The sequence below is a fragment of the Streptomyces sp. SID10853 genome, assembly GCF_010548145.1.
Classification (GTDB): Bacteria; Actinomycetota; Actinomycetes; order Streptomycetales; family Streptomycetaceae; genus Streptomyces.
In genome coordinates this window covers 1-25,937 of the sequence record NZ_JAAGLN010000082.1, presented here as the reverse complement: position 1 = coordinate 25,937, position 25,937 = coordinate 1, and the positions used below count along the sequence as shown (strand labels likewise).

At 71.3% G+C, this 25,937-nt stretch carries 23 protein-coding genes; 8 read left to right on the top strand and 15 right to left on the bottom strand.

The window, feature by feature from the left end; genetic code table 11:
- Positions 1 to 275 precede the first annotated feature (275 nt).
- Positions 276 to 1,481: an ornithine--oxo-acid transaminase gene (gene rocD, locus G3I19_RS17725; RefSeq protein ID WP_164264596.1), complete on the top strand. Its 1,206-nt coding sequence runs from the start codon at positions 276 to 278 to the stop codon at positions 1,479 to 1,481.
- 20 nt (positions 1,482 to 1,501) lie between these two features.
- Here rocD and G3I19_RS17720 read toward each other — a convergent pair whose 3' ends face one another.
- On the bottom strand, positions 1,502 to 2,713 hold the full coding sequence (locus tag G3I19_RS17720; protein WP_164264595.1) for a glutathionylspermidine synthase family protein: 1,212 nt from the start codon (positions 2,711 to 2,713) through the stop codon (positions 1,502 to 1,504).
- Positions 2,714 to 2,720: 7 nt separating this feature from the next.
- The gene (locus G3I19_RS17715) at positions 2,721 to 3,011 is read right to left on the bottom strand and encodes a hypothetical protein (protein ID WP_164264594.1); all 291 of its coding nucleotides are present in this window, start codon (positions 3,009 to 3,011) and stop codon (positions 2,721 to 2,723) included.
- Positions 3,012 to 3,159: 148 nt separating this feature from the next.
- On the opposite strand from G3I19_RS17715, the gene G3I19_RS17710 reads away from it, so the two are divergent.
- Entirely contained in the window at positions 3,160 to 3,987 is an 828-nt protein-coding gene (locus G3I19_RS17710) for a hypothetical protein (protein ID WP_164264599.1), read from the top strand.
- 199 nt (positions 3,988 to 4,186) lie between these two features.
- On the opposite strand, the gene G3I19_RS17705 is transcribed toward G3I19_RS17710, so the two are convergent.
- Complete coding sequence (locus G3I19_RS17705) at positions 4,187 to 5,590, bottom strand: PLP-dependent aminotransferase family protein (RefSeq protein WP_164264593.1); 1,404 nt, start codon at positions 5,588 to 5,590, stop codon at positions 4,187 to 4,189.
- A 106-nt stretch (positions 5,591 to 5,696) separates the two neighbouring features.
- Between G3I19_RS17705 and G3I19_RS17700 the strand changes: the two genes are divergently transcribed.
- Together G3I19_RS17700 and G3I19_RS17695 are read left to right on the top strand one after the other, a co-directional pair.
- Entirely contained in the window at positions 5,697 to 6,188 is a 492-nt protein-coding gene (locus G3I19_RS17700) for a carboxymuconolactone decarboxylase family protein (protein WP_239074470.1), read from the top strand.
- 161 nt (positions 6,189 to 6,349) lie between these two features.
- Complete coding sequence (locus G3I19_RS17695) at positions 6,350 to 7,066, top strand: isocitrate lyase/phosphoenolpyruvate mutase family protein (RefSeq protein ID WP_164264591.1); 717 nt, start codon at positions 6,350 to 6,352, stop codon at positions 7,064 to 7,066.
- Between the two features lie 164 nt (positions 7,067 to 7,230).
- Here G3I19_RS17695 and G3I19_RS17690 read toward each other — a convergent pair whose 3' ends face one another.
- From G3I19_RS17690 to G3I19_RS17680, 3 genes are all read right to left on the bottom strand, one after another.
- Positions 7,231 to 8,220 carry a malate dehydrogenase gene (locus G3I19_RS17690; protein ID WP_164264590.1) on the bottom strand — a complete coding sequence of 330 codons (990 nt, stop codon included), beginning with the start codon at positions 8,218 to 8,220 and terminating at the stop codon, positions 7,231 to 7,233.
- A 473-nt stretch (positions 8,221 to 8,693) separates the two neighbouring features.
- Positions 8,694 to 9,383, bottom strand: a complete 690-nt coding sequence (locus G3I19_RS38290; protein WP_164264589.1) for a DUF3017 domain-containing protein — start codon at positions 9,381 to 9,383, stop codon at positions 8,694 to 8,696.
- Positions 9,373 to 10,227 carry a bifunctional methylenetetrahydrofolate dehydrogenase/methenyltetrahydrofolate cyclohydrolase gene (locus tag G3I19_RS17680; RefSeq protein ID WP_164264588.1) on the bottom strand — a complete coding sequence of 285 codons (855 nt, stop codon included), beginning with the start codon at positions 10,225 to 10,227 and terminating at the stop codon, positions 9,373 to 9,375. The genes G3I19_RS38290 and G3I19_RS17680 overlap by 11 nt, the downstream gene beginning before the upstream one ends.
- A gap of 212 nt (positions 10,228 to 10,439) precedes the next feature.
- Here G3I19_RS17680 and G3I19_RS17675 point away from each other — a divergent pair, with 212 nt between their 5' ends.
- Positions 10,440 to 11,063, top strand: coding sequence for an RDD family protein (locus G3I19_RS17675; protein WP_164264587.1), 624 nt, complete (start codon positions 10,440 to 10,442; stop codon positions 11,061 to 11,063).
- A 212-nt stretch (positions 11,064 to 11,275) separates the two neighbouring features.
- Here the strand turns inward: G3I19_RS17675 and purH are convergent, their stop codons facing one another.
- The gene (purH, locus tag G3I19_RS17670) at positions 11,276 to 12,904 is read right to left on the bottom strand and encodes a bifunctional phosphoribosylaminoimidazolecarboxamide formyltransferase/IMP cyclohydrolase (RefSeq protein ID WP_164264598.1); all 1,629 of its coding nucleotides are present in this window, start codon (positions 12,902 to 12,904) and stop codon (positions 11,276 to 11,278) included.
- Positions 12,816 to 13,514, bottom strand: coding sequence for a phosphoribosylglycinamide formyltransferase (gene purN, locus G3I19_RS17665; protein ID WP_164264586.1), 699 nt, complete (start codon positions 13,512 to 13,514; stop codon positions 12,816 to 12,818). Before purN ends, purH begins: the two co-directional genes overlap by 89 nt.
- A 157-nt stretch (positions 13,515 to 13,671) precedes the next feature.
- Here purN and G3I19_RS17660 point away from each other — a divergent pair, with 157 nt between their 5' ends.
- Positions 13,672 to 14,622, top strand: a complete 951-nt coding sequence (locus G3I19_RS17660; protein ID WP_164264585.1) for a hypothetical protein — start codon at positions 13,672 to 13,674, stop codon at positions 14,620 to 14,622.
- A gap of 41 nt (positions 14,623 to 14,663) precedes the next feature.
- Here G3I19_RS17660 and G3I19_RS17655 read toward each other — a convergent pair whose 3' ends face one another.
- Complete coding sequence (locus tag G3I19_RS17655) at positions 14,664 to 16,625, bottom strand: DUF6350 family protein (RefSeq protein ID WP_239074472.1); 1,962 nt, start codon at positions 16,623 to 16,625, stop codon at positions 14,664 to 14,666.
- A 147-nt stretch (positions 16,626 to 16,772) separates the two neighbouring features.
- Here G3I19_RS17655 and G3I19_RS17650 point away from each other — a divergent pair, with 147 nt between their 5' ends.
- Complete coding sequence (locus tag G3I19_RS17650; RefSeq protein ID WP_164264584.1) at positions 16,773 to 17,942, top strand: DNA-directed RNA polymerase sigma-70 factor; 1,170 nt, start codon at positions 16,773 to 16,775, stop codon at positions 17,940 to 17,942.
- Positions 17,943 to 18,088: 146 nt separating this feature from the next.
- On the opposite strand, the gene sucD is transcribed toward G3I19_RS17650, so the two are convergent.
- From sucD to G3I19_RS17630, 4 genes are all read right to left on the bottom strand, one after another.
- The gene (sucD, locus tag G3I19_RS17645; RefSeq protein WP_164264583.1) at positions 18,089 to 18,976 is read right to left on the bottom strand and encodes a succinate--CoA ligase subunit alpha; all 888 of its coding nucleotides are present in this window, start codon (positions 18,974 to 18,976) and stop codon (positions 18,089 to 18,091) included.
- Positions 18,977 to 18,996: 20 nt separating this feature from the next.
- Positions 18,997 to 20,175, bottom strand: coding sequence for an ADP-forming succinate--CoA ligase subunit beta (sucC, locus tag G3I19_RS17640; RefSeq protein ID WP_164264582.1), 1,179 nt, complete (start codon positions 20,173 to 20,175; stop codon positions 18,997 to 18,999).
- Between the two features lie 290 nt (positions 20,176 to 20,465).
- Positions 20,466 to 21,482, bottom strand: a complete 1,017-nt coding sequence (locus tag G3I19_RS17635) for a hypothetical protein (protein WP_164264581.1) — start codon at positions 21,480 to 21,482, stop codon at positions 20,466 to 20,468.
- A 108-nt stretch (positions 21,483 to 21,590) separates the two neighbouring features.
- Positions 21,591 to 21,767 (bottom strand): hypothetical protein, encoded by a 177-nt coding sequence (locus G3I19_RS17630; protein ID WP_164264580.1) that lies wholly within the window; start codon positions 21,765 to 21,767, stop codon positions 21,591 to 21,593.
- 135 nt (positions 21,768 to 21,902) lie between these two features.
- Between G3I19_RS17630 and G3I19_RS38105 the strand changes: the two genes are divergently transcribed.
- The gene (locus G3I19_RS38105) at positions 21,903 to 22,034 is read left to right on the top strand and encodes a hypothetical protein (protein ID WP_275402749.1); all 132 of its coding nucleotides are present in this window, start codon (positions 21,903 to 21,905) and stop codon (positions 22,032 to 22,034) included.
- Positions 22,035 to 22,399: 365 nt separating this feature from the next.
- Here G3I19_RS38105 and G3I19_RS17625 read toward each other — a convergent pair whose 3' ends face one another.
- Positions 22,400 to 23,575, bottom strand: coding sequence for a VWA domain-containing protein (locus tag G3I19_RS17625; RefSeq protein WP_164264579.1), 1,176 nt, complete (start codon positions 23,573 to 23,575; stop codon positions 22,400 to 22,402).
- Positions 23,572 to 25,884: a DUF5682 family protein gene (locus G3I19_RS17620; protein ID WP_343235131.1), complete on the bottom strand. Its 2,313-nt coding sequence runs from the start codon at positions 25,882 to 25,884 to the stop codon at positions 23,572 to 23,574. The genes G3I19_RS17625 and G3I19_RS17620 overlap by 4 nt, the downstream gene beginning before the upstream one ends.
- Positions 25,885 to 25,937 lie beyond the last annotated feature (53 nt).

Sequence of the window (25,937 nt, the reverse complement as noted above, 5' to 3'; positions counted from 1 at the left end):
GGCGCGGGCGGCCCGGGCAGTTCGGGCGGCGCGGACGGCTCGGGCGGCGCGGACGGCTCGGGCGGCGCGGACCCCGGAGGGATCGATGTGCGGTACGTCCCGGCGCCGCATGCCCGCCCGGCACGCCGGTCCACAAGGTTTCTTCCTGCCCGCCGTGGCCGACGATAGGAATGAGCACACAATGAGCCGAACACCGTAGGTCCCGCGCCGGTACGGCCCGTACGCCGTAAAAGCCGTACGCAGCAAAAGCCGTACGCCGTAAGAACGGAGAACTCGTGTCAGTTACGGAAAGCTCGATCTCCTCAGCCGAGGCGCACAGTGCGCACAACTACCACCCGCTGCCCGTGGTCGTCGCTTCGGCGGACGGCGCGTGGATGACCGACGTCGAGGGGCGCCGCTACCTCGACATGCTCGCCGGTTACTCGGCGCTCAACTTCGGCCACGGCAACCGCCGGTTGATCGACGCGGCCAAGGCCCAGCTGGAGCGCGTCACGCTCACTTCCCGGGCCTTCCACCACGACCGGTTCGCCGACTTCTCCACCCAGCTCGCCGAGCTGTGCGGCATGGAGATGGTGCTGCCGATGAACACCGGGGCCGAGGCGGTCGAGACGGCGGTGAAGACAGCCCGTAAGTGGGGATACAGAGTCAAGGGCGTACCGGACGGTCAGGCGAAGATCGTCGTCGCCGAGAACAACTTCCACGGCCGGACGACCACGATCGTCAGCTTCTCGACGGACGCCGAGGCCCGAGCGGACTTCGGCCCCTACACCCCCGGCTTCGAGATCGTGCCGTACGGGGACCTGGCCGCCCTGGAAGCGGCCGTCGACGCCAACACCGTGGCCGTGCTGCTCGAACCCATCCAGGGCGAGGCCGGGGTACTGGTGCCGCCGGCGGGCTACCTGCCGGGCGTACGGGAACTGACGCGCGCCAGGAACGTGCTGTTCATCGCCGACGAAATCCAGTCAGGACTGGGCAGGACAGGGAAGACCTTCGCCTGTGAGCACGAGGGTGTCGTGCCGGACCTGTACATCCTGGGCAAGGCGCTCGGCGGCGGGGTGGTGCCGGTGTCGGCGGTGGTCTCGTCGGCGGAGGTCCTGGGCGTCTTCCGCCCGGGCGAGCACGGGTCGACCTTCGGCGGGAACCCGCTGGCGTGCGCCGTCGCCCTGGAAGTCATCGCGATGTTGCGGACCGGTGAGTACCAGCAGCGGGCGACCGAACTGGGTGATCACCTCCACCGTGAACTGGGCCTGCTGGTGGGCGGCGGCGCGGTGGAGGCGGTGCGCGGGCGAGGGCTGTGGGCCGGCGTGGACATCGCCCCGGCCCACGGCACCGGCCGGGAGATCTCGGAGAAGCTGATGGATCTCGGAGTGCTGGTGAAGGACACCCATGGCTCCACCATCCGGATCGCCCCGCCGCTGGTGATCAGTAAGGAGGACCTGGACTGGGGGCTCACCCAGCTCCGGAGCGTGCTGAACGTGTGAGGCAGCTGAGGGGCCGGCCCTCAGAGGATGACGTGGGGCAGGAAGCGGGCGTACTCGTCCGTCACCGGCCCCGCCGACTCCCGGATGCCGAGCCCCGCCGCTTCGTCCTCGACGACCCACGCACCGAGCACCACACGGTTGCCGTCGAAGTCCGGCAGCGGCGCCAACTCCTGGTAGCAGCACGCCTCGTCGGCCCGTGCCTGCGCCCGTATCCCGACAGAGCCGGCACCACCACCGCCACCCGGCTCGTGAAGCTCGACGCCCGCGCCTTCGCGGCCGAGCAGCGGCTTGGAGACGTACCCCTTCGACAGGGCGAGTTCGCGCGGCCCGTCCAGATAGGCGGGAAGGAGATTCGGGTGGCCGGGATACAGCTCCCAGACCACGGCGAGCAGGGCCTTGTTGGAGAGCAGCATCTTCCATGCGGGCTCGATCCAGCAGGTGGAGCCGGTGGAACCGCCGTTGTCGAGCGTGTCCAGGACCTGCGGACCGAAGCTGTCCGTCGTCAGCCACTCCCACGGGTAGAGCTTGAAACAGCTGCGGATGAAGCGCATCCCCTCGTCGACGAACCGCCCGGACAGCGGATCCCAGCCGATCCGTTCCATCGAGAGCGCCTCGGTGTCGATCCCGGCCTGCTGGGCGGTCTCCCGCAGATAGGCGGCCGTCATCAGGTCCTCGCCGAGTTCGTCGGCCTCGGAGTGCGCGAAGTGCAGCGGCCCCGGCGGCAGCAGCGGGGCCTGCCGCTTCCAGGCGGCGACCAGCCGTTCGTGCAGGGAGTTCCACTGGTCGGCGCCGGGGAAGCGGTCCTCCATCCAGAACCACTGCGGGCCGGCCGCCTCCACCAGGGAGGTGGGAGTGTCGGCGTTGTACTCCAGCATTTTCGCCGGGCCGCTGCCGTCGTACCGGAGGTCGAACCGGGCGTAGACGGAGGGGAGTTCATCGCGCCGCCGCCAGGACTCGCCGACCAGCCGGGCCAGCCGGGGATCGGTGATGCCCAGCTCCGCGAACCGGTCGCGCTCGACGATGTGGGCGGCCGCGGCAAGGCACATCGCGTGCAGCTCCTCGACCACCTCCTCCAGCGCCTCGACCTCGGGGAGGGAGAACGAGTAGTACGCGCTCTCGTCCCAGTACGGGCGCAGCGAGTCGTCGGGGTAGCGGGTCAGCGGGTAGATGAGCCCCTGCTCCTCGACGATCTGCTGCCAGCCGGGACGCGGTTCGATGGTGTGCCGCCGCATGTCCGGTTCAGCCGCCGCTGGAGTGGAATCCGCCACCGGAGTGCGACCCGCCGCCGAAGCCGCCGCGGTGCACCGAGGGCTTGCTGAAGCTGCCGCCGGAGAGCTTGCCGTGCTTGGACGAGCCGCCGTAGTAGTACGTGCCGTGGCCGGTGCCGTTGGTGCACTCGTACGTCGGCAGCTGCTTGTGCGTATTCGGATCGACACACCGCTTGTCCACGTCGGAGCCGCAGGCGGTGAGCGTTGCCGCCAGCATCCCCATCCCTCCGAGCACCACGGCACCCGACCTCATCCTGCGCATGCGCCCCACTCCCCCGTCATACGAACTCCGCCGGCTCTGCTGCCGCATCTGTCGGTGTACAGACTAGATACCGCCCGGGTGCGGTGCGCATGGGTGGTCGGTGCTGGGCCCGTCTCCGCGCAACTAGAGTCCTTTCGTGCTCATCGGAATGATCTGTGCCCTCGGTTCAGCGGTCTGCTTCGGTACGGCCTCCGTGCTCCAGGCCGCCGCGGCCCGCGCCTCCGCACCGGGAACCGGCTCGGGCGTGGACGCCGCGCTGCTCCTGCGCGCCCTGCGCCAGTGGCGTTACATCGCCGGACTCGGCCTCGACGGGCTCGGTTTCGTACTCCAGATCATCGCCCTGCGGACGCTCCCCATCTACGCGGTCGGCGCCGCACTCGCCGCGAGTCTCGCGGTCACCGCCGTGGTCGCCTCCCGCATCCTCGGCGTCCGGCTCTCCGGTACCGAATGGGGCGCGGTGGCCGTCGTCTGTGCGGGCCTCGGGATGCTCGGCCTCGCCTCCGGGAACGAGGGGCACACGGCGGGTTCGTCAGCGCTGCGGTGGTCGATGCTCGCCGTCGCACTCGCGGTGCTCCTGGTGGGCACAGCGGCGGGCCATCTCAAGGGCAAGGCGCGGGCCCTGGTGCTCGGCCTCGGTTCCGGGGTGGGTTTCGGGGTGGTCGAGGTGTCGGTGCGCCTCATCGACTCGGCCGACTTCACCAACCCGGCGCTGTACGCACTGCTGGTCGGCGGCGGTTCGGCCTTCCTGCTGCTCACCTCGGCGCTCCAGCGCGGTTCGGTGACCACGGCCACGGCGGGCATGGTCATCGGCGAGACCATCGGCCCCGCACTGGTCGGGGTGGTCTGGCTCGGAGACCGTACGAGGGAGGGGCTGGCCCCGCTGGCCGTTGCGGGCTTCGCGGTGGCCGTCGCGGGAGCACTCGCACTGGCCCGGTTCGGCGAGGCCCCGGCCACGCCGAACCCGGCCGAAACCTGAGACCACCGGCCGGCCTGCCCCGGCCCACTCTGGCCCGCCGCCGCCTGCCCCCTGCCACCGGCCCATCCTGGCCTGCCCCCTGCCTGCCCCCGCCCACTCTGGCCCGCCGCCGGCCTGCCGCCGGGCCGCCCTCCTGACTCACGCCCCCTTGCCGCCTCCTCCCTCGCCTCCCCCCCTCGCCTCCTCCCTGGCCTGCCCCCTAAGGCAGCACCCGGCACAGTGCGTCCAGCGCCCCCGTCCATGCGCTGTCCGACGGCGTTCCGTATCCGACGACCAGCATGTCCCGCCCGTCCCGCCCGTCGTCCCGCACATCCGCGTGCCGGAACTGGGCACCGCCGTAGAGCTCAAGGCCCTGCCGGGCAGCCGCCTGAACCACCGACTGCTCGGTGCCCCGGGGCAGTTCCAGTACGGCGTGCAGCCCCGCGGCGATCCCGGACACCCTGATGCCGGGCGCCCGTTCGGCCAGCGCCGCCACCAGCTGGTCGCGCCGCCGCCGGTAGCGCAGCCGCATCGCGCGGACATGCCGGTCGTACGCACCGGAGGCGATGAACTCCGCCAGGGTCAGCTGCTCCAGCGAACTGGACATCCAGTCGGATTTCCCCTTCGCCCGCGCGGCCTCGGACACCATCGAATCGGGCAGCACCAGCCAGCCGAGCCGCACTCCGGGAGCGATGGACTTGCTGGCGGTCCCGCAGTAGACGACCCGCTCGGGATCCAGCCCCTGGAGCGCCCCGACCGGCTGGCGGTCGTAGCGGAACTCCCCGTCGTAGTCGTCCTCCAGGATCACCCCGTCCGTGGTCCTGGCCCAGTCGACGGCGGCGGTGCGCCGGTCCGGGTGGAGCGGGACACCCGTCGGGAACTGGTGCGCGGGTGTCATCAGCACCGCGCCCTCGCGCCCCAGTTCACCGGTGCGCGAACCGAATCCGTCCACCGGCAGGGCCCGGGTGCGCAGCCCGGCATCGGCCAGCAGGTTCCAGTGCAGATCGAGCCCGTACGACTCGACGGCCACCTCCCGCACCCGTCTCCCCCGCAGCACCTTCCCCATCAGCATCATCGCGTGGGCGAAACCGGCACACACCACGATGCGGTCCGGGTCGGCGTGGACACCGCGGGCGCGCGCCAGATAGTCGGCCAGCACGGTGCGCAGCTCGGGCCGCCCCCGCGGGTCGCCGTAGCCGAACGCCTCGTGCGGCGCGGCGGTCAGCGCCTTCCTCGACGCCCTGAGCCACTCCGTACGCGGAAAGGAGGCGAGGTCGGGAACGCCGGGCCGGAGGCTGTACTCGGGTCCGCTCCGCTGCGGCGGCCGCGCGGCGGCGGGCCTCGGCACCCCGCGCGGCACGGTCCGCGGGGCCACTCGGGTCCCCGAACCCTGCCGGGCGGTCAGCCACCCCTCGGCGACCAGCTCGGCGTAGGCGTCGGCGACCGTGTTACGGGCCACGCCCAGGTCGGCGGCGAGCGTACGGGAGGAAGGCAGCCGAGTCCCCGGCGCCAGCCGCCCGGTACGGACGGCCCTGCGCAGCGCGTCCGTGAGACCGACCCGCAGCCCGGGACCGGTCAGCTCCAGATGCAGGTCTACGCCAAAAGTGGCCCAAGGATCTGTCATAGAAATGGACCATACCCCTGCGCCATCTGCCACGTAGCGTCGTAGGCACACGACGGTCAAGGCACGACGAAGCATGACGGTCAAAGGCACGAAGGGCACAAGAGCTATGACGGACTACCTCCCCGAGCACACCCCCCGCCTCAACGTGGGGAAGCTCGCCCCCGAGGTCTACAAGGCCATGATCGCCCTGGACGCGGCGGCCAAGAAGGGCGTCGACCCGACCCTGCTCGAACTGGTCAAGATCCGCGCATCCCAGATCAACCACTGCGCCTTCTGTATCGACATGCACTCCAAGGACGCGCTCGCCGCGGGTGAGTCGGTCGAGCGGATCGTGCAGCTGAGCGGCTGGGAGGAGTCGCAGCACTTCTACACCGCGAAGGAGATCGCGGCGATCGAGCTGACCGAGGCCATCACCGTGCTGACCGACGGATTCGTGCCGGACGAGGTGTACGCACACGCCGCCGAGCACTTCGACGAGACCGAACTGGCCCAGCTGATCGCGGCGATCACCGTGATCAACGCCTGGAACCGGTTCTCCGTCACCGCCCGCCTGGTGCCCGGCCACTACACGCCGGGCTCCCTCGCCCACCGCCCCTGAGCCCGGCCGCCACCGGGCGGGCACGGCACAGCGCCCGGCCGCCACTGAGCCCGGCCGGCACTGAACCCCGCCCCGCTCGGCCCGGCCCGGCCCGGCCCGACCCGGCCGGCACTGGACCCCTCCTCCTGCTCCCCGCCCCGCCTCCGCTGAAAGGTCCCTCCATGACGGACTTCCGCAGTCTCCACCTGGGCCGGTCACCCGGTGATCCGCTGGTGCTGCCCTGCCCGTGGGACGCGGCCAGCGCCCGCGTCTTCGCGGAAGCCGGGTTCCCGGCGCTCGCCACCCCGAGCGCCGGAGTGGCGGCCTCGCTCGGTTACGCGGACGGGGACACCCCGGCCGACGAGATGTTCGCCGCGATCAGCCGGATCGTCCGGGCGGTCGAGGGCTTCGGCGTGGCCGTTTCGGCGGACATCGAGGACGGGTACGGGCTGCCGCCGGAGGAACTGGCCGGGCGGCTGCTCGACACCGGCGCCGTCGGCTGCAATCTGGAGGACTCCTCCGGCGGAGTCCTCCGCGACCCGCAGGAGAACGCGGACCGGCTCGCGGCGTTCCGCGCGGCGGCCGGAGCCGCGCTGTTCATCAACGCCCGCGTGGACACGTACATCCGTGGCGTGCGGGATCCGGCGCCGGCCATCGACCGCGCCGTCCGCTATCTCGCGGCGGGCGCCGACTGCGTCTACCCGATCACGGCACCGCCGGACCAGCTGCCCGGCCTGGCGTCCGCGGTCGGGGCACCGCTCAACGCGCTCTTCCGGCCCGGCGGTCCGTCACCGCAGGAGCTGGGCGGGCTCGGTGCCACCCGCATCACGTTCGGCGGCGGCCTGCAACACCAGTCGATGGAGCGGCTGCGCCAGGACGCGAACGCGCTGAAGGACTGAGAAGTACTGACGGGCCAACGACTGACGGGCCGACAGCCTGACGGGCCGACGGGCCTGGCCGACAGGCCGACCCCGACCCGACCCGACCCGACCCGACAGTGACAGACATACGGAAACGCCCCCGGCGACCACCTGGTCGCCGGGGGCGTTTCCGTGCGTTCGGCTCAGATGAGGCCGAGCTCGCGAACCGCGTCGCGCTCCTCGGTGAGCTCCTTCACCGAAGCGTCGATGCGGGCACGCGAGAAGTCGTTGATCTCCAGGCCCTGGACGATCTCGTACGTGCCGCCCTCGGTGGTGACCGGGAAGGACGAGATGAGGCCCTCGGGGACACCGTAGGAGCCGTCCGACGGAATACCCATCGAGGTCCAGTCGCCGTCAGCCGTGCCGTTGACCCAGGTGTGCACGTGATCGATGGCGGCGTTCGCGGCGGAGGCGGCCGAGGACGCGCCACGCGCCTCGATGATCGCCGCGCCGCGCTTGGCGACGGTCGGGATGAAGGTGTCGGCCAGCCACTTCTCGTCGTTGACGGTCTCGGCGGCGTTCTTGCCCGCGACCTCGGCGTGGAAGATGTCCGGGTACTGCGTGGCGGAGTGGTTGCCCCAGATGGTGAGACGGCGGATCTCGGAGACCGGGACGCCGGTCTTCTGCGAGAGCTGCGAGATGGCCCGGTTGTGGTCCAGACGGGTCATCGCGGTGAAGCGGTCGGCCGGTACGTCCGGGGCCGATGCCTGCGCGATGAGCGCGTTGGTGTTGGCCGGGTTCCCCACGACGAGGACCTTGATGTCGTCCGCGGCGTTGTCGTTGATGGCCTTGCCCTGCGGGCCGAAGATGCCACCGTTGGCCGCGAGCAGGTCACCGCGCTCCATGCCCTTCGTGCGCGGGCGGGCACCGACCAGGAGCGCGACGTTGGCCCCGGCGAAGGCGACGTTCGGGTCGTCCGTGATCTCGATGCCCTGAAGCAGCGGGAAGGCGCAGTCGTCGAGCTCCATCGCGGTGCCCTCGGCGGCCTTCAGCCCCTGCGGGATCTCCAGGAGACGCAGCTTGACCGGCACGTCCGAGCCGAGCAGGTGGCCCGAAGCGATGCGGAAGAGCAGCGCGTAGCCGATCTGGCCGGCCGCGCCGGTGACGGTGACATTCACAGGAGTGCGGGTCATGGCGTTCTCCGTAAGACAGCTGGCGGTGGGGGTCCCTGCCCCTGGTGCGGGAAATCCCGGAAACTCACACCATGAACTGAATCTTGATGTGAAGAGACTTCCGACGTCAGGCTATCGGAACCCGCGCGCGCCCGGTTCCCACCCCCATGTGGCACGCCGCACACCGCTCTCGTACGCCCTGTGCGGGAGCCCGCGTTGCAGCGGCGGTGGCCGTCCGCGCCAGGGGGGGGAGAGGCGCGGGCGGCCACCGCCGGGTGCAAGCACCCGTGGGGGGATACCAAGCGCTTGCCCCGGGAATCGAGGGCCACTCCCCCGGATTCTCATTTATTTTTCAGACGGCCCGGACGGCTTTCCCATGCGCATACGGGCAGTCAGCGGCCCCGCGCCACAAGGGAGTTCCGGAATTCGCCCCCATGCGCACCGCACCACCGCCGCACTGCCTCACCGCTTCACTGCCTCATCGCCGCACTGCCTCACCGGACGGTGAAATGCATCAGCCCTTCCAGGAACGGCAGCTTCAGCCACGGGTCGGGCTGCACCATGAGTGCGAGCAGCGTGATGAGGAAGCCCAGCACGCCGTACGTGAGCATGTCGGTGAAGCGCGAACGCACCGCGAGCATGCCGACGGAACGCACGCACCAGCGCATCACAGCGCCGCCGAGCAGAGCGATCCCGACCAGCAGCAGCCCCACCCGTGTCACGTCGAAGGCCACGAGCAGCAGCCCGACGCCGATCGTGACGAGCACCGTGAGCAGCGGCCACTGCCTCGCGGGAGCGGGCGCGTCACCGCCGGCCGCCCGGCCGCCGCCCTCGGGGCGCGCGGTGTCCCGTGTCACGCGGGGAAAGCGACGGGTCGTACGGACCGGCTCACCATCCGGCCCGGGCGCGCTGACGGCGTCCTCCCCCTCACCCTCTTCCGGCTGCTCTCCCTCACCCTCTTCCTGCTGCTCCCCCTCGTCCCCGTCGGGCTCCTCGGCTTCGGCACCCGCAGGATGAGCACCCGTGCGTCCAGCACCCTGAGGCCCAGTGCCCGGGGACTCAGCACCCTGAGATCCAGTGCCCTGGGCTTCGGCGCTCGTGCCGTCAGCAGCGCCCCGGGGCTTCCCGGACTCGGGATCCCCGGGCTTCGTGCCCGCCGCAGGTTCCGCCGGCTCAGCCGACACTGCGCTCCGCCGCCTCCACGACGTTCACCAGCAGCTGTGCGCGGGTCATCGGGCCCACACCACCCGGGTTCGGCGAGACCCAGCCGGCCACCTCCGCGACACCGGGGTGCACGTCTCCCGCGATCTTGCCGTTCTCGTCCCGGCTGACGCCGACGTCGAGGACAGCGGCCCCCGGCTTGACGTCCTCGGGGTTGATGATGTGCCGGACGCCGGCCGCGGACACGATGATGTCCGCCTGCTTGAGCATCGCGGGCAGGTCACGGGTGCCGGTGTGGCACTGGGTGACGGTCGCGTTCTCGGACTTACGGGTCAGCAGCAGCGGGATCGAGCGGCCGACGGTGATACCGCGGCCGACGACCACGACATGCGCCCCGTTGATCTCGACACCGTGGTGGCGGAGCAGCTGGATGATGCCGTACGGGGTGCAGGGCAGCGGCCCCTCCTCGTTCAGCACCAGCTTGCCGAGGCTGGTCGGGTGCAGCCCGTCGGCGTCCTTGGCCGGATCCATCAGCCCCAGGACACGGTTGGTGTCGATGCCCTTGGGGAGGGGCAACTGCACGATGTAGCCGGTGCACTCGGGGTTCTCGTTGAGTTCCCTGACGACCGCTTCGATCTCCTCCTGCGTTGCGGTGTCGGGGAGTTCGCGCTGGATCGACCCGATCCCGACCTCCGCGCAGTCGCGGTGCTTGCCGTTGACGTACCACCGGCTGCCGGGGTCGTCACCGACGAGCAGGGTGCCGAGACCGGGAGCCACTCCCTTCTCCTTGAGGGCCGCCACGCGGACGGTCAGATCGGACTTGATCGCGGCCGCGGTGGCCTTGCCATCGAGAATCTGGGCTGTCATACGAGCCATTCTTTCAGGGGGCGGCATGATCGCCCAAGTTGCACTTGCACAACACATAGGGACTGCGACTGGACAAACTTACGCGGCATTGAGAAGCATGTGGTCCGCAGTGCCGCGGCCAGTGTCGGGGGGCAGACCGCTCAGTCGTTTCTCTCACCAATCCTCCGCTCGAACCGCATCGTCCCCGCAGGAACCAACGGAGGAATTCAGTCATGAGCTTCGGCGAACCGAACCCCAACAACCCCTACGGCCCGCCGCCGGGGCAGCCGCAGGGCCAGCCCCAGCAGCCGCCGCAGCCGGGGTACGGATACCCGCAGCAGGCCCCGCAGGGTGTGCCGCAGCAGCCCGGTTACGGCTACCCGCAGGCACCGCCGGTCCAGCAGAACTACGGCGGCGGATACCCGCAGCAGCCCGGCGGATACGGCGGCCAGCCGCCGTTCGCCGGCTGGTGGCGCCGGTTCGCCGCCCTGCTGCTCGACGGTCTGGTCATCGGCATCCCGTACGGCGTCATCATCGGCATCGGCAGCGCGATCGGCGGCGGAGCGGGCTCCGCCATCGCCGTGATCGGCATCCTCGTCGGCATCGGGCTCGGCCTCTTCAAGCTCTACAAGGAGGGCACGACCGGCCAGTTCATCGGCAAGAAGGCCCTCGGCATCAGCCTGCTGCGCGAGGCCGACGGCCGGCCGCTGGGCTTCGGCATGGCGTTCGTCCGCTACCTCGCCCACTTCGTGGACAGCCTCGCCTGCTACCTGGGCTGGCTGTGGCCGGCATGGGACTCCAAGAAGCAGACGTTCGCGGACAAGATCTGCTCGACCGTGGTCGTCAAGGTCGGCTGACCTCCACGTCGACCGGCTGACCTCCGCATCGACCGGCCGACCCGCGTCCTGCTGGACCCGGCCGAAGGCCCGAGGGCCGTAACTCCTGTGCGTATCGCGCGGAGTTACGGCCCTCGGCCGTATCCGGTGTCGTATCCCGCTCCATGTCCGGTGCCGTATCCGGTGCCATGTCCGGCGCCCGAGGTACGGAGAGGGACGAGTGCCTCGGCGGCTCAGTGGAAGAAGTGCCGCGTACCCGTGAAGTACATCGTCACGCCCGCCTTCTCGGCGGCCTCCACGACCAGTTCGTCACGGACCGAACCGCCCGGCTGCACCACGGCCCTGACCCCGGCGTTCGCCAGGATCTCGAAGCCGTCCGGGAACGGGAAGAACGCGTCCGAAGCGGCGTACGCCCCCCGCGCCCGCTCCTCGCCCGCACGCTCGACGGCGAGCTTCGCGGAGTCGACCCGGTTGACCTGACCCATCCCGACGCCGACCGACGCACCACCCTTGGCGAGCAGGATCGCGTTGGACTTCACCGCGCGGCACGCCTTCCAGGCGAACGACAGCTCGGCCAGCTCCGCCGCGTCGAGCGCGTCACCGGACGCGAGCGTCCAGTTCGCCGGATCGTCGCCGTCGGCCTGCAGCCGGTCGGCGACCTGGAGCAGCGCACCGCCGTCGATCTGCTTGACCTCGGCCGCGGCCGACGGGGCGTCGGGACAGCGCAGCACCCGGATGTTCTTCTTGCGCGCCAGCACGTCGACCGCGCCGTCCTCGTACGCCGGAGCGACGACGACCTCGGTGAAGATCGGGGCGATCTGCTCGGCGAGCGCCACGGTCACCGGACGGTTGACGGCGATCACACCGCCGTACGCGGAGACCGGGTCGCAGGCGTGCGCCTTGGCGTGCGCCTCAGCCAGGTCCTCACCGATCGCGATGCCGCACGGATTGGCGTGCTTGATGATGGCCACGCAGGGCTCGGCGTGGTCGTACGCGGCCCGGCGCGCGGCGTCGGTGTCCGTGTAGTTGTTGTACGACATCTCCTTGCCGTGCAGCTGCTCGGCCTGGGCGAGGCCGCCCGTACCCGAGACGTACAACGCGGCGCCCTGGTGCGGGTTCTCGCCGTAGCGCAGGACGTTCCCGCGCTCGTACGTCGCGCCGATGAACTCAGGGAAGCCGCTGTCGTCGGCCGCCGCGTAGTCGTCGGCGAACCAGCCGGCGACGGCCACGTCGTAGGCGGCCGTGTGCCGGAACGCCTCCGCCGCGAGCCGCTTGCGCGCGGTCAGGTCGAAGCCCCCGCCCCTGACGGCGGTGAGGACGTCCGCGTACCGGCCGGGGCTGGTGACGACGGCGACCGACGGATGGTTCTTGGCCGCGGCCCTGACCATGGACGGGCCGCCGATGTCGATCTGCTCGACGCACTCATCCGGCGTGGCACCGGACGCGACGGTCTCGGAGAACGGGTAGAGGTTCACCACGACCAGGTCGAAGGGCTCCACCTCCAGCTCGGCGAGCTGCCTGCGGTGGTCCTCCAGGCGCAGATCGGCGAGGATCCCGGCGTGCACCCGTGGGTGCAGCGTCTTGACCCGGCCGTCGAGGCACTCCGGGAAACCGGTCAGCTCCTCGACCTTGGTGACCGGCACACCGGCAGCGGCGATCTTCGCCGCGGTGGATCCGGTGGAGACGAGCGTGACGCCCGCCTCGTGCAGCCCGAGGGCCAGCTCCTCCAGACCCGACTTGTCGTAGACGCTGACGAGCGCGCGCCGGATGGGCTTAACGGTGTCCGTGTTCTCGGTGTGCACCGACCTGAACCTTTCGTCCCTCAATGCGGTAGCCGTTACGGGCCAGACGCCCCACGACATCGACGAGCAGCTTCCGCTCGACTTCCTTGATGCGCTCATGAAGAGCGCTTTCGTCGTCCTGCTCCCGGATCTCGACCACACCCTGCGCGATGATCGGTCCGGTGTCGACGCCGTCGTCGACGAAGTGGACGGTGCAGCCGGTGACCCTGGCCCCGTACGCGAGCGCGTCGCGCACTCCGTGGGCGCCGGGGAACGCGGGCAGCAGTGCCGGATGCGTATTGACGAACCGGCCCCCGAAGGCCGCGAGGAACTTCTTCCCCACGATCTTCATGAAACCGGCCGACACCACCAGGTCCGGCGCGTAGGCGGCGGTGGCCTCGGCCAGCGCCGCGTCCCACGCGTCGCGGTCCGCGTACTCCTTCACCTTGCAGACGAAGGTGGGCAGCCCGGCGCTGCGGGCGCGGTCGAGTCCGGCGATGCCGTCGCGGTCAGCGCCGACCGCGACGATTTCGGCTCCGTAGGCGGGATCGCCGGCGATCGCGTCGAGCAGGGCCTGCAGATTGGTTCCGGAACCGGAAACCAGCACGACCAGGCGGGCAGGGGAGGACGGGGAGGCCACAGCGGGGCCCTTTCTGGATACGACTTGTGCGGTCGTACGAATAGATCGCATCCCCCGATACGGGGAACTCTACGAACGCGCCGACCGTCGGCAACGATACCGGCACACGGAACGGCCCCCACGGGACGGGGGCACGGCCGAGAGGTAGCGTCTGGGGACAGGACCTGTCTCCCGGGCAGGAACCGAATGAGGGGAAGACGTTCACCAGATGCAGGACCGACGCCACCGCGCGACTCTCCGCACCCAGCCGTACGGGCAGGGTTCACTTCTGCTGCGGGAACGCCGGCCCTCTTCGACGGAGCCGGACGACGACAACCCGTTCGCACCGCCGCCCGCGGACCGTCCCGAGCAGCCGTGGCAGCCCCGGCACCCGCAGCACCCGGCGGGCGGCGAGGGCAGCGGCGGGGGTGACGGAAGCAGCGACGGGGGCGAAGGCGACGGCTCGTCCCCCGGCCGGGGGAGCCAGTGGAGCCCGGTCCAGCCGGGACGCCACGACGGCGGGTTCGGCGCGGGCCCGCAGCGGCCGGCGGGCGGCCCGAACGATCCGGGAAACGGGCGCAACGGCGGCCAGGGCGGCCCCGGCCCGACCCTGCGCTGGGACCCGAAGGACCCGGCGCAGCGCAGGGCGCGCTATGCGCTGCTCGCCGGAATGTGGGCGTTCTTCTTCGCCCTCTTCAACCTGCCGGAGATCGGCCTGCTCCTCGGCGCGCTCGCGGTGTACTGGGGCGTCAGCGCCCTGCGCGCCAAGCCGCAGCCGGATTCGGGCGCGGCCAAGGGCAGCACCGCATCCGGGACATCTGAGCCGCCGGCCTCCCCGACTTCTCCGTCCTCTCCGACTTCCCCGACTTCCCCGACCGATGGGCCGCCGCCGGGCCCGGGTGTGCCGCCGGCACCGACGGCACCGCCGGCTCCCGGCCCGTACGCGGGCCCGTACGCCGGGGCAACGGCCGCCTCGTCGAAGCAGCAGATCACCGCCGCGGTGAGCGGCCTGGTGACCGCCGGGCTCGCACTGCTCATCGTGATCCTGACGTTCTCGGCGCAGCTCGTGTACCGGGACTACTACACGTGCGTGGACGACGCGCTGACGAAGCAGGGCCAGATCGCCTGCAACACGAAGCTGCCGCACTCGCTGGTGCCGGTGCTCGGCACAAAGAAGTAGGCGCGAAGAGGCGGGCACGAAGACGTGGGCGGGCGGCGGCCTCAGTCCTCGTCGGCGTAGGGCATCGGCGGCCAGATATCCGGACCACCGGCGGGCTCCGCTGAGGCGAGGCCGCTCCGGTCGACGGCGGGCTCGGCAGCGGCGGCTGGTTCGGCAACGCCTGATTCAGCCGCGCCCGGTTCGGCGGCAGAGTTGGTCTCTCCCGCATCCTCGGGTGGGAGCGAGGTGGGGGCGGGAGGCACGGGAGACTCGCTCCGTACGGCGGGCTCAGAGGACTCGGAAGACTCAGCGGACTCGGAAGGCTCAGAGGGTGCTGCGGGCTCGGCGGGCGAGAACCCGTCCTGTGCATCCGTGAGCGGGAACTTCGCCAGCAGCCTCCCGGAAAGCCCCTTCAGCGCGGCCCACCGCCCCACCCGCCCGGCGTCAACGTCCCGCCCGCTGCCGTCCTCACTTCCGTCCCCGCTGTTCTCGCCGCCGCTCCCACCACCGTTCTCACCGCTGCCCTCGCCTCCGTGGCGCGCTTCCGGCCCCGTAACGGCCGGGGCTTCGGCCTCGGCCGTCGTCGCAGCCACCGCAGCCGGCACTCCCACGCGTGCCACCACCGCCGCGTCGACCGCGGGCTCCGCCGCCCCCGCCCTGCTGCTCCGCAGTGCCCACCAGCGCCGGAACAGTGCCACGGGAAGAGCAGTCCCAGCGGTCCACACGAGGGTGGCCACGCTCGTCTGCCACCACACGGGACCGAAGGACGTCAGCCTTCCGGTGCCGAGCGGGCCGCCGGCCAGGGCAGCCAGGACGGCCATCACCGCCGCACAGACGACAGCGGCCGACAGCGCCATGAGCGCGGTCACTCCGGCGGTCTCCGCCCGGCCCCTGTCCCAGCCCCTGCCCTTGTCCAAGCCCTTGTCCCGGCCCTTGTCCAAGCCCTTGTCCCGGCCCTTGTCCAAGCCCTTGTCCCGGCTCTCGTCCCGGCCCCGGTCCCCTACCCGCGTCACGAACCAGCCGACCACCACACCAGCGGCCAGCGGCACACCCGCGACCGCCCAGTTCACCGGCGAACCGCTGCCGGGTCCCGGCAGGGCGGCCAGCAACGGGAAGTAGGGAAGCGCGGCGTTACCGGTCACCATGAGCGGCGTCACCGCCGAACCGGTCCCGAGAGTGAAGCCGGGACCGAGCGCGTACGAAGCGCCCCACAGCGCCGCGTTCGGTACGAGCGCGGCGGCCAGCAGCAGGACCGTGAACCGCCCCGACACGGCACCGGTCAGCCGCAGGAACGACTCCTGCGCGGCGCCCCCGTGCCACACCAGCGACCCGGCGACCAGCAACGCGCCCCCGCCTGCCAGCACGGCCGCTCCGGCGGCTCCGGCCCGTAGCACGGTCGGCACCCGGGGACTCCGGACAACCTGCCGTACGCCGGCGGGAAGCGCCCTCCCACCGGCGTACGGCGGGCGCCCCCAGCCACTGAACGGCTCGCGCGGAAAAACACGCGCCCGCCACACCCCCGCCCCGGCGGCGGTACCGGCGACGAGCGGCAGATGCCACAGCGCGCTCAGCGGGACGACGGACAACGGCCCGCTCGACGCGTACAACGTCACAGCCGCCGCCACCAGCAGGTAGCCACCGGTCACCGCACAGAGGGCACCGTGCACCGTCGGCCCCGGGCGGCCGTTCGCCGGGTCGAGCGCGGCCCGCGCCGCACGCTGGACCAGCCAGACGGGCAGCACGACCAGCAGCATCGGCACAAGACCCAAGGGGGCGGGCACACCGGACGCGGTGTCGTGCCTGGTCAGCTCCGTGCCATGGGCGAGCAGCCAGAGCGCGGCGGTGACGTGGAGCGCGCCGCCCGGTCCGCTGTCGGGGTAGGGCGAACTGATCCACAGCAGCATCACCAGCACGGTGAGCGAGCCGAGTCCGAGCGCCGCAGCGAGCCCGCCTCGCAGCACGCAGTCGGCCAGCGCGGCGGATCGGCTCCGCACAGGGGCGAGCGACGGGCTGCGGTCGGTCATCTGGGTCACGCGGGCCATGCTGCCAACGACACGCGCTTTCGCCGCGTAACAGGCAAAGACCGGTCGTGTCACTCAATATACGGTTATGCACTTTTCGGACTGGCGTCCCGCCGTGGGCAGCGCCGTGAGCAGCGCCGGGGGCACCTCATGACGGAACTGCGCTCCCCGAAGAAACGGCGCCGGCCGCGCAAGGCGAAGTCACCGGGCACCGGGCAGCCGGCGGAGGACCAGCGCAAGGCAGCGCTTCCAGAAGCAGCACTGCCGGAAACAGCGCCGGCAGAAACAGCCCTCGCGGAATCGGAAGCGGCACTCGCGGCAGCGGCGCTGTCGGAAACGACGGCCACACTGGAACTGGACCCGCGGCAAGCGCAGGTCGCTGTGGACGCGGACGTCGCGGCAAACACAGCGGAAGCGGGGGAACCGGGAGATACACCCGCACCCCAACCGCCCGGAGCAGCAGCCCCGCAGGCCACACCCGACGACCCGGAGCAGCCGCCGGACGACCCCGGCCTCACCCCCGCCGAAGCCTTCGACCTGCTCTACGCCCGAGCCGCGTCCGGTCTCGTCCACCAGACGTATCTGCTCACCGGCCGCCACCACCTCGCCAGAGAGTCGGTCGAGCGCGCCTTCCACCTGGCCTGGCAGAGCTGGCCCGAGGTCGCGACCGACCGCGACCCGGCCGGCTGGGTACGCGCGGCGGCCTACGAGTACGCGATGTCGCCGTGGCGCGGCAAGAGCCGGAAGAGCCACAAGCGCGGGCTGCCCGACAGGGAGACGGCGGATGCCGCGCAGGTGCCGCTGCGGGACGCCGTACTCCGTCTGCCCCCCGCCTACCGGCGCACCCTGCTGCTCTACGACGGGCTCGGGCTCGACCTCCCCGATACCGCGGCCGAAACGGAGGCGAGCACACCGGCGGCCGCGAACAGGCTGCTGTACGCGCGGTCCGCCGTGGCCAGGGCCCTGCCCGATCTGGAGGAGCCCGCGCTGCTCCAGGAGCAGCTGGCCGCCCTCACTCGCACGGGCCCCGGGGCCGCCCTGCCGGAGCCCCGTTCCGTACGGACGAGGAGCGAGCGCCGGACCCGGTTCTGGACACGGCTCACCATCGGCTGCGTCGCCCTGCTGGCGGCCCTGACGGTGTTCACGCTGGTCACGGCCCCCACCCACTACTCACGGCCGACCGGACCGCCGCACCGGGTGGAGGGTGTCCCGCCGCGCGGCGGCCCGCAGCGGCTGACCGCCGAGGACAAGAAGCTGCACCAGAAACTGCGCGCGGTCCCGGCGAACGGCCCGGAACGCCTGGTACCGCAGCTGGGCTGACCGCCGCACCGAAACCGCAGCCGCCCGCTGACAGCCGCACCGCACCGCTGACCGCCGCACTGCACAGAGCGGGCCCGCACCCCCTGGAAACCAGGGGGCACGGGCCCGCTCCGCAGTGCTGGGACTGTCCGGAAGACCGGGGTCCGTTACGCGCCGGCGAGGATCGCACGGGCCAGCTTGGCCGTCTCGGTCGGCGTCTTGCCGACCTTGACGCCCGCGGCCTCAAGCGCTTCCTTCTTCGCCTGGGCGGTGCCGGAGGAGCCGGAGACGATGGCGCCGGCGTGGCCCATGGTCTTGCCCTCGGGCGCCGTGAAGCCCGCGACATAGCCGACGACCGGCTTCGTCACGTTCTTCGCGATGTAGTCGGCCGCACGCTCCTCGGCGTCGCCGCCGATCTCACCGATCATCACGATGAGGTCGGTCTCCGGGTCCGCCTCGAACGCCGCGAGGGCGTCGATGTGCGTCGTACCGATGACCGGGTCGCCACCGATGCCGACGGCCGACGAGAAGCCGATGTCGCGCAGCTCGTACATCATCTGGTAGGTCAGCGTGCCCGACTTGGACACGAGACCGATACGGCCGGGCTTGGTGATGTCGCCCGGGATGATGCCGGCGTTGGACTGGCCGGGGGTGATCAGGCCGGGGCAGTTCGGGCCGATGATCCGGGTCTTGTCGCCCTTCGACTTGGCGTACGCGTAGAACGCGGCCGAGTCGTGGACGGCGATGCCCTCGGTGATGACGACGGCGAGGGGGATCTCGGCGTCGATCGCCTCGACGACGGCGGCCTTCGAGAAGGCCGGCGGCACGAAGAGCACCGAGACGTCGGCACCGGTCTTCTCGATGGCCTCGGCGACCGTGCCGAACACGGGCACTTCGGTGCCTTCGAAGTCGACGGAGGTGCCGGCCTTGCGGGGGTTCACGCCGCCGACGATGTTGGTGCCGTCAGCGAGCATGAGCTTGGTGTGCTTCATGCCGGTGGCACCGGTCATCCCCTGGACGATGACCTTGCTTTCCTTGGTCAGGAAAATAGCCATGGTGTTGGTGACCTGTTCCCTTACTTCGCAGCCGCGAGCTCGGCGGCCTTGTCGGCCGCGCCGTCCATGGTGTCCACGCGCTGCACGAGCGGGTGGTTGGCGTCCGACAGGATCTTGCGACCCAGCTCCGCGTTGTTGCCGTCGAGACGGACGACCAGCGGCTTGGTGACCGCTTCGCCCTTCGACTTGAGGAGCTCGAGCGCCTGGACGATGCCGTTGGCGACCTCGTCGCACGCGGTGATGCCGCCGAAGACGTTGACGAACACGGACTTGACGTCCGGGTCGCCGAGGATGATCTCCAGGCCGTTCGCCATGACCTCGGCGGAGGCGCCGCCACCGATGTCGAGGAAGTTGGCGGGCTTGACGTTGCTGTGCTTCTCACCGGCGTACGCGACGACGTCGAGGGTGCTCATGACGAGCCCCGCGCCGTTGCCGATGATGCCGACCTCACCGTCGAGCTTGACGTAGTTGAGGTTCTTGGCCTTGGCAGCAGCCTCGAGCGGGTTGGCTGCTGCCTTGTCCTCGAGCGCCTCGTGGTCGGGCTGGCGGAACTCGGCGTTCTCGTCGAGCGAGACCTTGCCGTCCAGGGCCAGGATCCGGCCGTCCTTGGTCTTCACCAGCGGGTTGACCTCGACGAGGAGGGCGTCCTCGGCGACGAAGGTGTCCCAGAGGGTCACCATGGCCTCGGCGACACCCTCGGCCACATCGGCCGGGAACTTCGCCTGGGCCACGATCTCGCGGGCCTTGACGATGTCAACGCCGTCAACGGCGTTGACCGGGACCTTCGCGAGGGCCTCGGGGGTCTTCTCCGCGACCTCCTCGATCTCCATGCCGCCCTGCACCGAGGCCATGGCCAGGAAGGTGCGGTTGGTGCGGTCGAGGAGGTACGAGACGTAGTACTCGGCCTCGATCTCCGGGGACAGCTCGGCGATCATCACCTTGTGGACCGTGTGGCCCTTGATGTCCATGCCGAGGATGTCCGTCGCGCGAGCGACCGCCTCGTCCGGGGTCGCGGCCAGCTTCACGCCGCCGGCCTTGCCACGGCCGCCGACCTTCACCTGAGCCTTGACGACGGACTTGCCGCCCATGCTCTCAGTGGCCTTGCGCGCCGCCTCAGGCGTGTCGATGACTTCACCGGCCAGCACCGGTACACCGTGCTTGGCGAAGAGGTCCCTCGCCTGGTACTCGAACAGGTCCACGCGCGTCCGTCTCCCTTTGCTTAAATCGTCGTCGCAGTAGTGATCGCGGTTACTTGTCTGCGTGGGCGTGCCGCGAAGGGCAACGTGACTGCGCTGTCACTAGGGAGGCGTAGACGGTGTCCGAGTACGCGGCATGTCCGTCTCGCAGGTTATCCCCGTGGGCGCCGGGTCCCTAAATCGCAGATCACACCTGCGCGGTGATTACGGTCACAGCCCGCCGGGCGGGACCGGGCGGCCCCCCTGTACGGGAAAACCGCCCGGTGAGCAGTGCCGACGCGCTCGGAGAGCGGTCAGGAAAGCGGCGAACCGCCGGAGCGCAGCGCGTCCGTGACGCTGCCGGGCGTGACCGATTCCACAGCGGACGAAGCGCCGGAAACAGCGTGTCCGACGGTCAGACGCGCGTGCCGGGCCACGGTGGCACCGAGCCCCTGGGCCAGCGGCTTCACCTGCGCCGCCGCCCCGTGGACGGCCGGCTGTGCCGCCGAGACGACGCCCTGGGCCGGCGGCCGCACCTGCGCGACCACACCCTGCACGGTCGGCTGGACATCGAAGACCACACCGTCGGTGATGCCGCCGGCATCACCGACGGCCTGCCCGGCCACCGGAAGCACCCCGTCCACGGCGGTAACCGCGACAGGCGGCAGAACGGAGTCGGCAGCCGCCCCGGTCACCCCGGTCATCCCGGCCATCGGTGCCGCTGCGCCGTGGGGCGTGACGTGGGTGATGTCGCCGAGGGTCGTGGTGCCGAGGGCCGCTCCGGTGGCATCGGTGGTCCGGGCGACAGCCTGGCCGGCCGCCTGGGAGTAGCCGGGGATCTGGTCGATCGGACCGAAGAGGTAGTCGATCACGTCCACACCATTGGCCCCGTCGATCCCGTCGATCGCGTCGGCCCTGTCGGTCCCATTGACGGCGGGAAGGGAGGAGGCGGCGGGGCCGGCGGGTGCGGCGGAAGGCGCGGGGATCAGGTGCTGAGCCTCGCGCAGGACCTGGTGCTGGTCCTGGATCCGATGGTCGACCTGGTGGTGGACCCCGTGCTGGACCTGGTGGTGGACCTGGCCGGTGACGGTGTGAGAGGCGTGGCCGATGTCCTTGACGTGACCGGCGGCGTGACCGGCCGTGCCTTCGGCGCCCTGAACGTCGGCTCCGATGCCGTCAACAGTCTCGGCAGCGGTGTCAGCAGCGGTGTCTGGCGGCGAGTGCGGTACCGATACGGGCAGTTCGGCCGCCCCGGCAGCCGCTGTGCCCAACGCCCACACCCCGGACGCGGTGGCAGCGACAGCGATGGAACGGCGGATGTTCTTGTTCATGCTGATGTCAGATCCTTCGAATTCAACGGTCCGGAAACCGGAGGTCTCCGGCTGGCGGGCAGACCTGTTCCGCCCCCGCGCGGCAGGTCGAGGCGGGAACGGCCTGCCCTATCCGGGGAATTCGAGAATGTCGCGTGGTCTCTCGCGGGTCGGCGCACCGACGTCGGGCAGCCCTGCCCCACGCAGCAGCGCGAACCGGGCGCCGCCACCGTCGACGGGGGCCGCACAGGGCACACCACTGCCCGGCCCGGAGCCCTCAGCGGTCCGTTTGTCCGGTCCGGTCATGCCGTCGGGAGCATTGAGCCCGCAGGACTGCTGCCCCGGCAGACCCCCACAACGCGCCCCGGGCCCCGGCTTTCTGATATCTCGGTACGAGTACGCTGCAGCAGCCGGGACCCGGAACGTGCCCGAGGCCGCCGCATGCCGCCCTGGTCCGCCTTCGGTGCGCCGCCCGGCGGCGGCACTCCGGTGATCGACCGCATGCTCTGCGGCAGTCTCCCGCTCGCCGTGTGCCGGGGCGGCTCCGAACTCGTGGCGGTCGGCGGACGCTGACCCGTGCGCACCGGAACGACGGACGACAGGTCTCGGGGCAGCTGACGGACCGGCCGGGCAACCCGCTGCACGACCTGCCCCGCACCAGCCACGGCCCCCGACACCGGCCTGCGGGCCGAAGCCTGCGCTTGATCCTGGGCCTGGGCCTGGGCCTGGGCCTGTGCCCGATGGGCTGTGCGCTGGCCGTCAGCTATGGACGGGCCCTCACCGTCCCGTATCCCAGCCACAGTTGAAGCGGCAGGTGAACTCGCGGGTGAACCGCCGCGTGCCAGGTCCGGGGTGCCTCCCGGCAGACCGGACGCGTGCGCCTGACCTCCGTACAGGAAGCCAAGTGCCAGCAGACCGCCGGTCGCGCAAGCCCTCTGTTACTGATCCACCGCCATGTCCGGTATGGGCAGGGGTCTCCGCTCTATGGCCGCTGCCATGACGTCCGGGAAGAGGTCGGGCGTACAGGCGAACGCGGGTGCTCCCAGCGCGGCCAGTGCCTCCGCGTGGGCATGGTCGTAGGCCGGCGCTCCCTCGTCGGAGAGGGCGAGCAGTGTGACGAACTGGGTGCCCGATGCCTTCATCGCCGCCACCCGCTTCAGCATTTCGTCCCGTATCCCTCCCTCGTAGAGGTCGCTGATCAGCACGACGACCGTGTCCGTCGGCCGGGTGATCTGCGACTGGCAGTACGCCAGTGCCCTGTTGATGTCGGTGCCGCCGCCGAGTTGGGTCCCGAAGAGAACATCGACGGGATCATCGAGCTGGTCCGTCAGGTCCACGACGGCCGTGTCGAAGACGACGAGGCGGGTGGAGATGGAGCGCATCGAGGCGAGAACCGCCCCGAACACCGACGCGTAGACCACCGAGGCGGCCATTGAGCCCGACTGGTCGATGCAGAGGATCACGTCCTTCTTCACCGACCGGGCGGCGTGACCGTACCCGATGAGCCGCTCCGGAACGACCGTGCCGTACTCCGGCAGATAGTTCTTCAGGTTGGCGCGGACGGTGCGGTCCCAGTCGATGTCCCGGTGGCGTGGTCGCGTGATCCGCGCTGAACGGTCCAGCGCACCGGTGACCGTGGTCCGCGTTCTCGCCGCGAGCCGCTTCTCCAGCTCCTCGACCACCTTGCGCACGACGGCGCGGGCGGTCTCCCTGGTCGTCTCGGGCATCGCTTTGTTGAGCGAGAGCAGCGTCCCGACCAGGTGCACGTCCGCCTCGACGGCCTCCAGCATCTCCGGCTCCAGCAACAGCGCCGACAGGCCGATCCGTTCGATGGCGTCGCGCTGCATCACCTGGACGACCGGACTCGGAAAGTACGCACGGATATCGCCCAGCCAGCGTGCCACGGACGGTGCGGATGCCCCGAGCCCGGCCGACCGGTCACCGCCGCGTCCGCCTCCTTTCTTCCCCTCTCCCTTCTGACCGTTGCCGTACAACGCGCTGAGTGCGCCGTCCATCGCCGCGTCCCGGCCGCCGAGCGAGACACCCGTGCTCTCTGCCGCGTCGCCTCCGAGGACGAGCCGCCAGCGCCGCAGCCGTTCATCCACCGTGCTCATCCGACCGCCCCCATCAGATCGTTGACCGCCCGGCCGTCGCCGGACCCGCTGCCGCCGCCGCTGAGGAGCAGCCGCACCACGGGGAGAACCGCGTCAGCACGCTCCAGGTCCAGCGCCGCCCCGAACCCGGGCGCCGCCCCATCGGCCGGGTGCGATGCCCCGCTGTCTCCCCTCGCTCCAGCGGTCACGCCATTCCCTGGCCCGCGCCTCACGAGCTCGCCGAGCGTGCGGCGTACCCCCGGCTCGTACGCCGAGAACGTACGGCGCAGCAACGGCAGTACGTCGGTGAACGCCTCCGCCTGCACCCCCGCCAGCCATGCGTCGACCAGGCCGAGCAGCCGCTCGTCATGCACCAGGAGCGTTCCCGCTCCGGAGGCCCCGCCCACGAAGCCCTCGATCCAGGCGGCCGCGTCGGCGGGTGGTGCGCCCGGCGACAGCGCGAGTCCCATGAGCTGTGCCGTCTCGTCCTCGGCGAGCCGCCCGTCGTCCAGCAGAAGGCGGACGGCCCGTCCTCGTATCAGCCCGGCGACGGAGTCGCGTCCGGACAGTCTGCGCAGCACCTCGCTCCACCGCTCACGCAGTCCTGTGGCGTCCGGCAGCAGGCCGATCGCGGTGTGAACGCCTTCCACATGGGCCCGCATCTCCCTCGCGCCCTCCGCGTCCAGCCCCGTACAGGCCGGAGGCAGGCCCACGCAGATGCGCTCGGCCAGGCCCACGGCCACTTCGCCGAGTGCGGCCGTGCCGGTGGAGCGCACAGTGCCGTACCGCAGGGAACGGGCCAGGGCGGGCAGCGCACCGGCGAGATGACCCACATCCGTGTCGAGCGCGGCCCGGTCGGCTAGGGCACGCATCACCACCGGTAGCGCATCCGGCAGTTCGGCCAGCAGGCACTGTTCGGCGAGCCCGGTGACAGCGGCGAGCGTGGTCGCTGACACGGCCTGCGCGGCGGCCCTGGCGGTGGCGGCGGAGAGCACGGTCGTCCCCCACATCCCGGCCTCCGCGACCCGCAGGGAAAGCTCCGGCTCCCAGCGCAGCCGCCAGCTCTCCCGGAAGGTGCCGGTGCTGGCCCGGCCCCGGGCGGGCTCGCCCCACTCGACCCCGAGAAGCCGCAGCCGGTGCAGGAGCCGCGACCGCGCGGCATCGGTCTCCTTGCGCAGATCGAGGTCAAGGTCGCGTTCGACCGCTTCCGGCCGGAGCCGCAGAGCGCGCTGGGCGCGGGTCAGATCGCGTTGGAGCGGCACGGCGGGGGCGGCGTCCGGGACCTCACCCAGTACCTCGCCGACGACCAGTCGGTCCCGGACCGACATGAGCGGTACGTCGGAGCCTTCGCACATCACCGCCCTCACCGCATCGGTCGTCTCCGTCAGCCCGGGCAGCGGGCGCCCGCGCAGAGCCGCGAGTGTCGCCGCGAGCCGCACCGCTTCGATGACGTGTGCGGAGGAGACCGTCCGGTCCTCGCCCCGCAGCAGCCGTGCGACCTTGGTCATCCAGCGCTCGACCGGACGGTCGTCGGCACTGAACAGGTGTCCGTACCAGCCGGGCGACTCGATACCGGCGCCGTATCCGCTGTGCCGGGCGAGCCTCCGGTGCGTCCAGGGCACCCAGGTCATCTCGGTCTTCACCTTGGGCAGCGCCTTGAGCAGGGCTCGGTCGGCCGCGACGGTGGTCCGCACAGCCAGAGCGGGCACGTGCCAGGCGCCGCAGACGACCGCCACCGGCCCGTCGAACTCCTTACGGGCGGACCGCAGTTGGATGCGCATATACGCCTCGCGGACCCGGTCCCGGGGAAACCCCGCGTCGCCGTACGTCTCCCGGAGGGCCTCCATCGCTTCGGAGAGCGCGGCGAACGGTGCGAGCGGGTCCGCCCCCGCACCGGAGCCGCGGTGCTCCACGACGTCCTCCCACCAGCGCTCGGCGTCGTCGTACCCCGCGGTTTCGGCCAGCACGCCGATCGGGTCGATCCGCACGGCGGCGGATTCCTCCGCAGCGCGCTCCTCGGGACCCTCCTCCGGCACGGCGAGGGAGTGCGCCGCCGGCAGGTCCATGAACCGGACCGGGACTTCATGGCGCTGCGCCCAGCGGATCGCCACCCACTCCGGCGAGAACTCCGCCATGGGCCAGAACGCGGCACGGCCCGGGTCGCCCACCACATGGGCCAGCAGCGCGACGGGGGGCCTCATCCCCGGGTCATCGGCGAGAGCCAGCAGGGCGTCACCCTCCGGCGGCCCCTCGATCAGCACGGCCTCGGGCACCACGGCGTCCAGTGCGGCCAGCACCGCACGGGCCGAGCCGGGACCGTGGTGCCGCACGCCGAGCAGCAGAGGAGCGGCCGGCGCCCGGCGCGCGCCGGGCGCGCCGGACG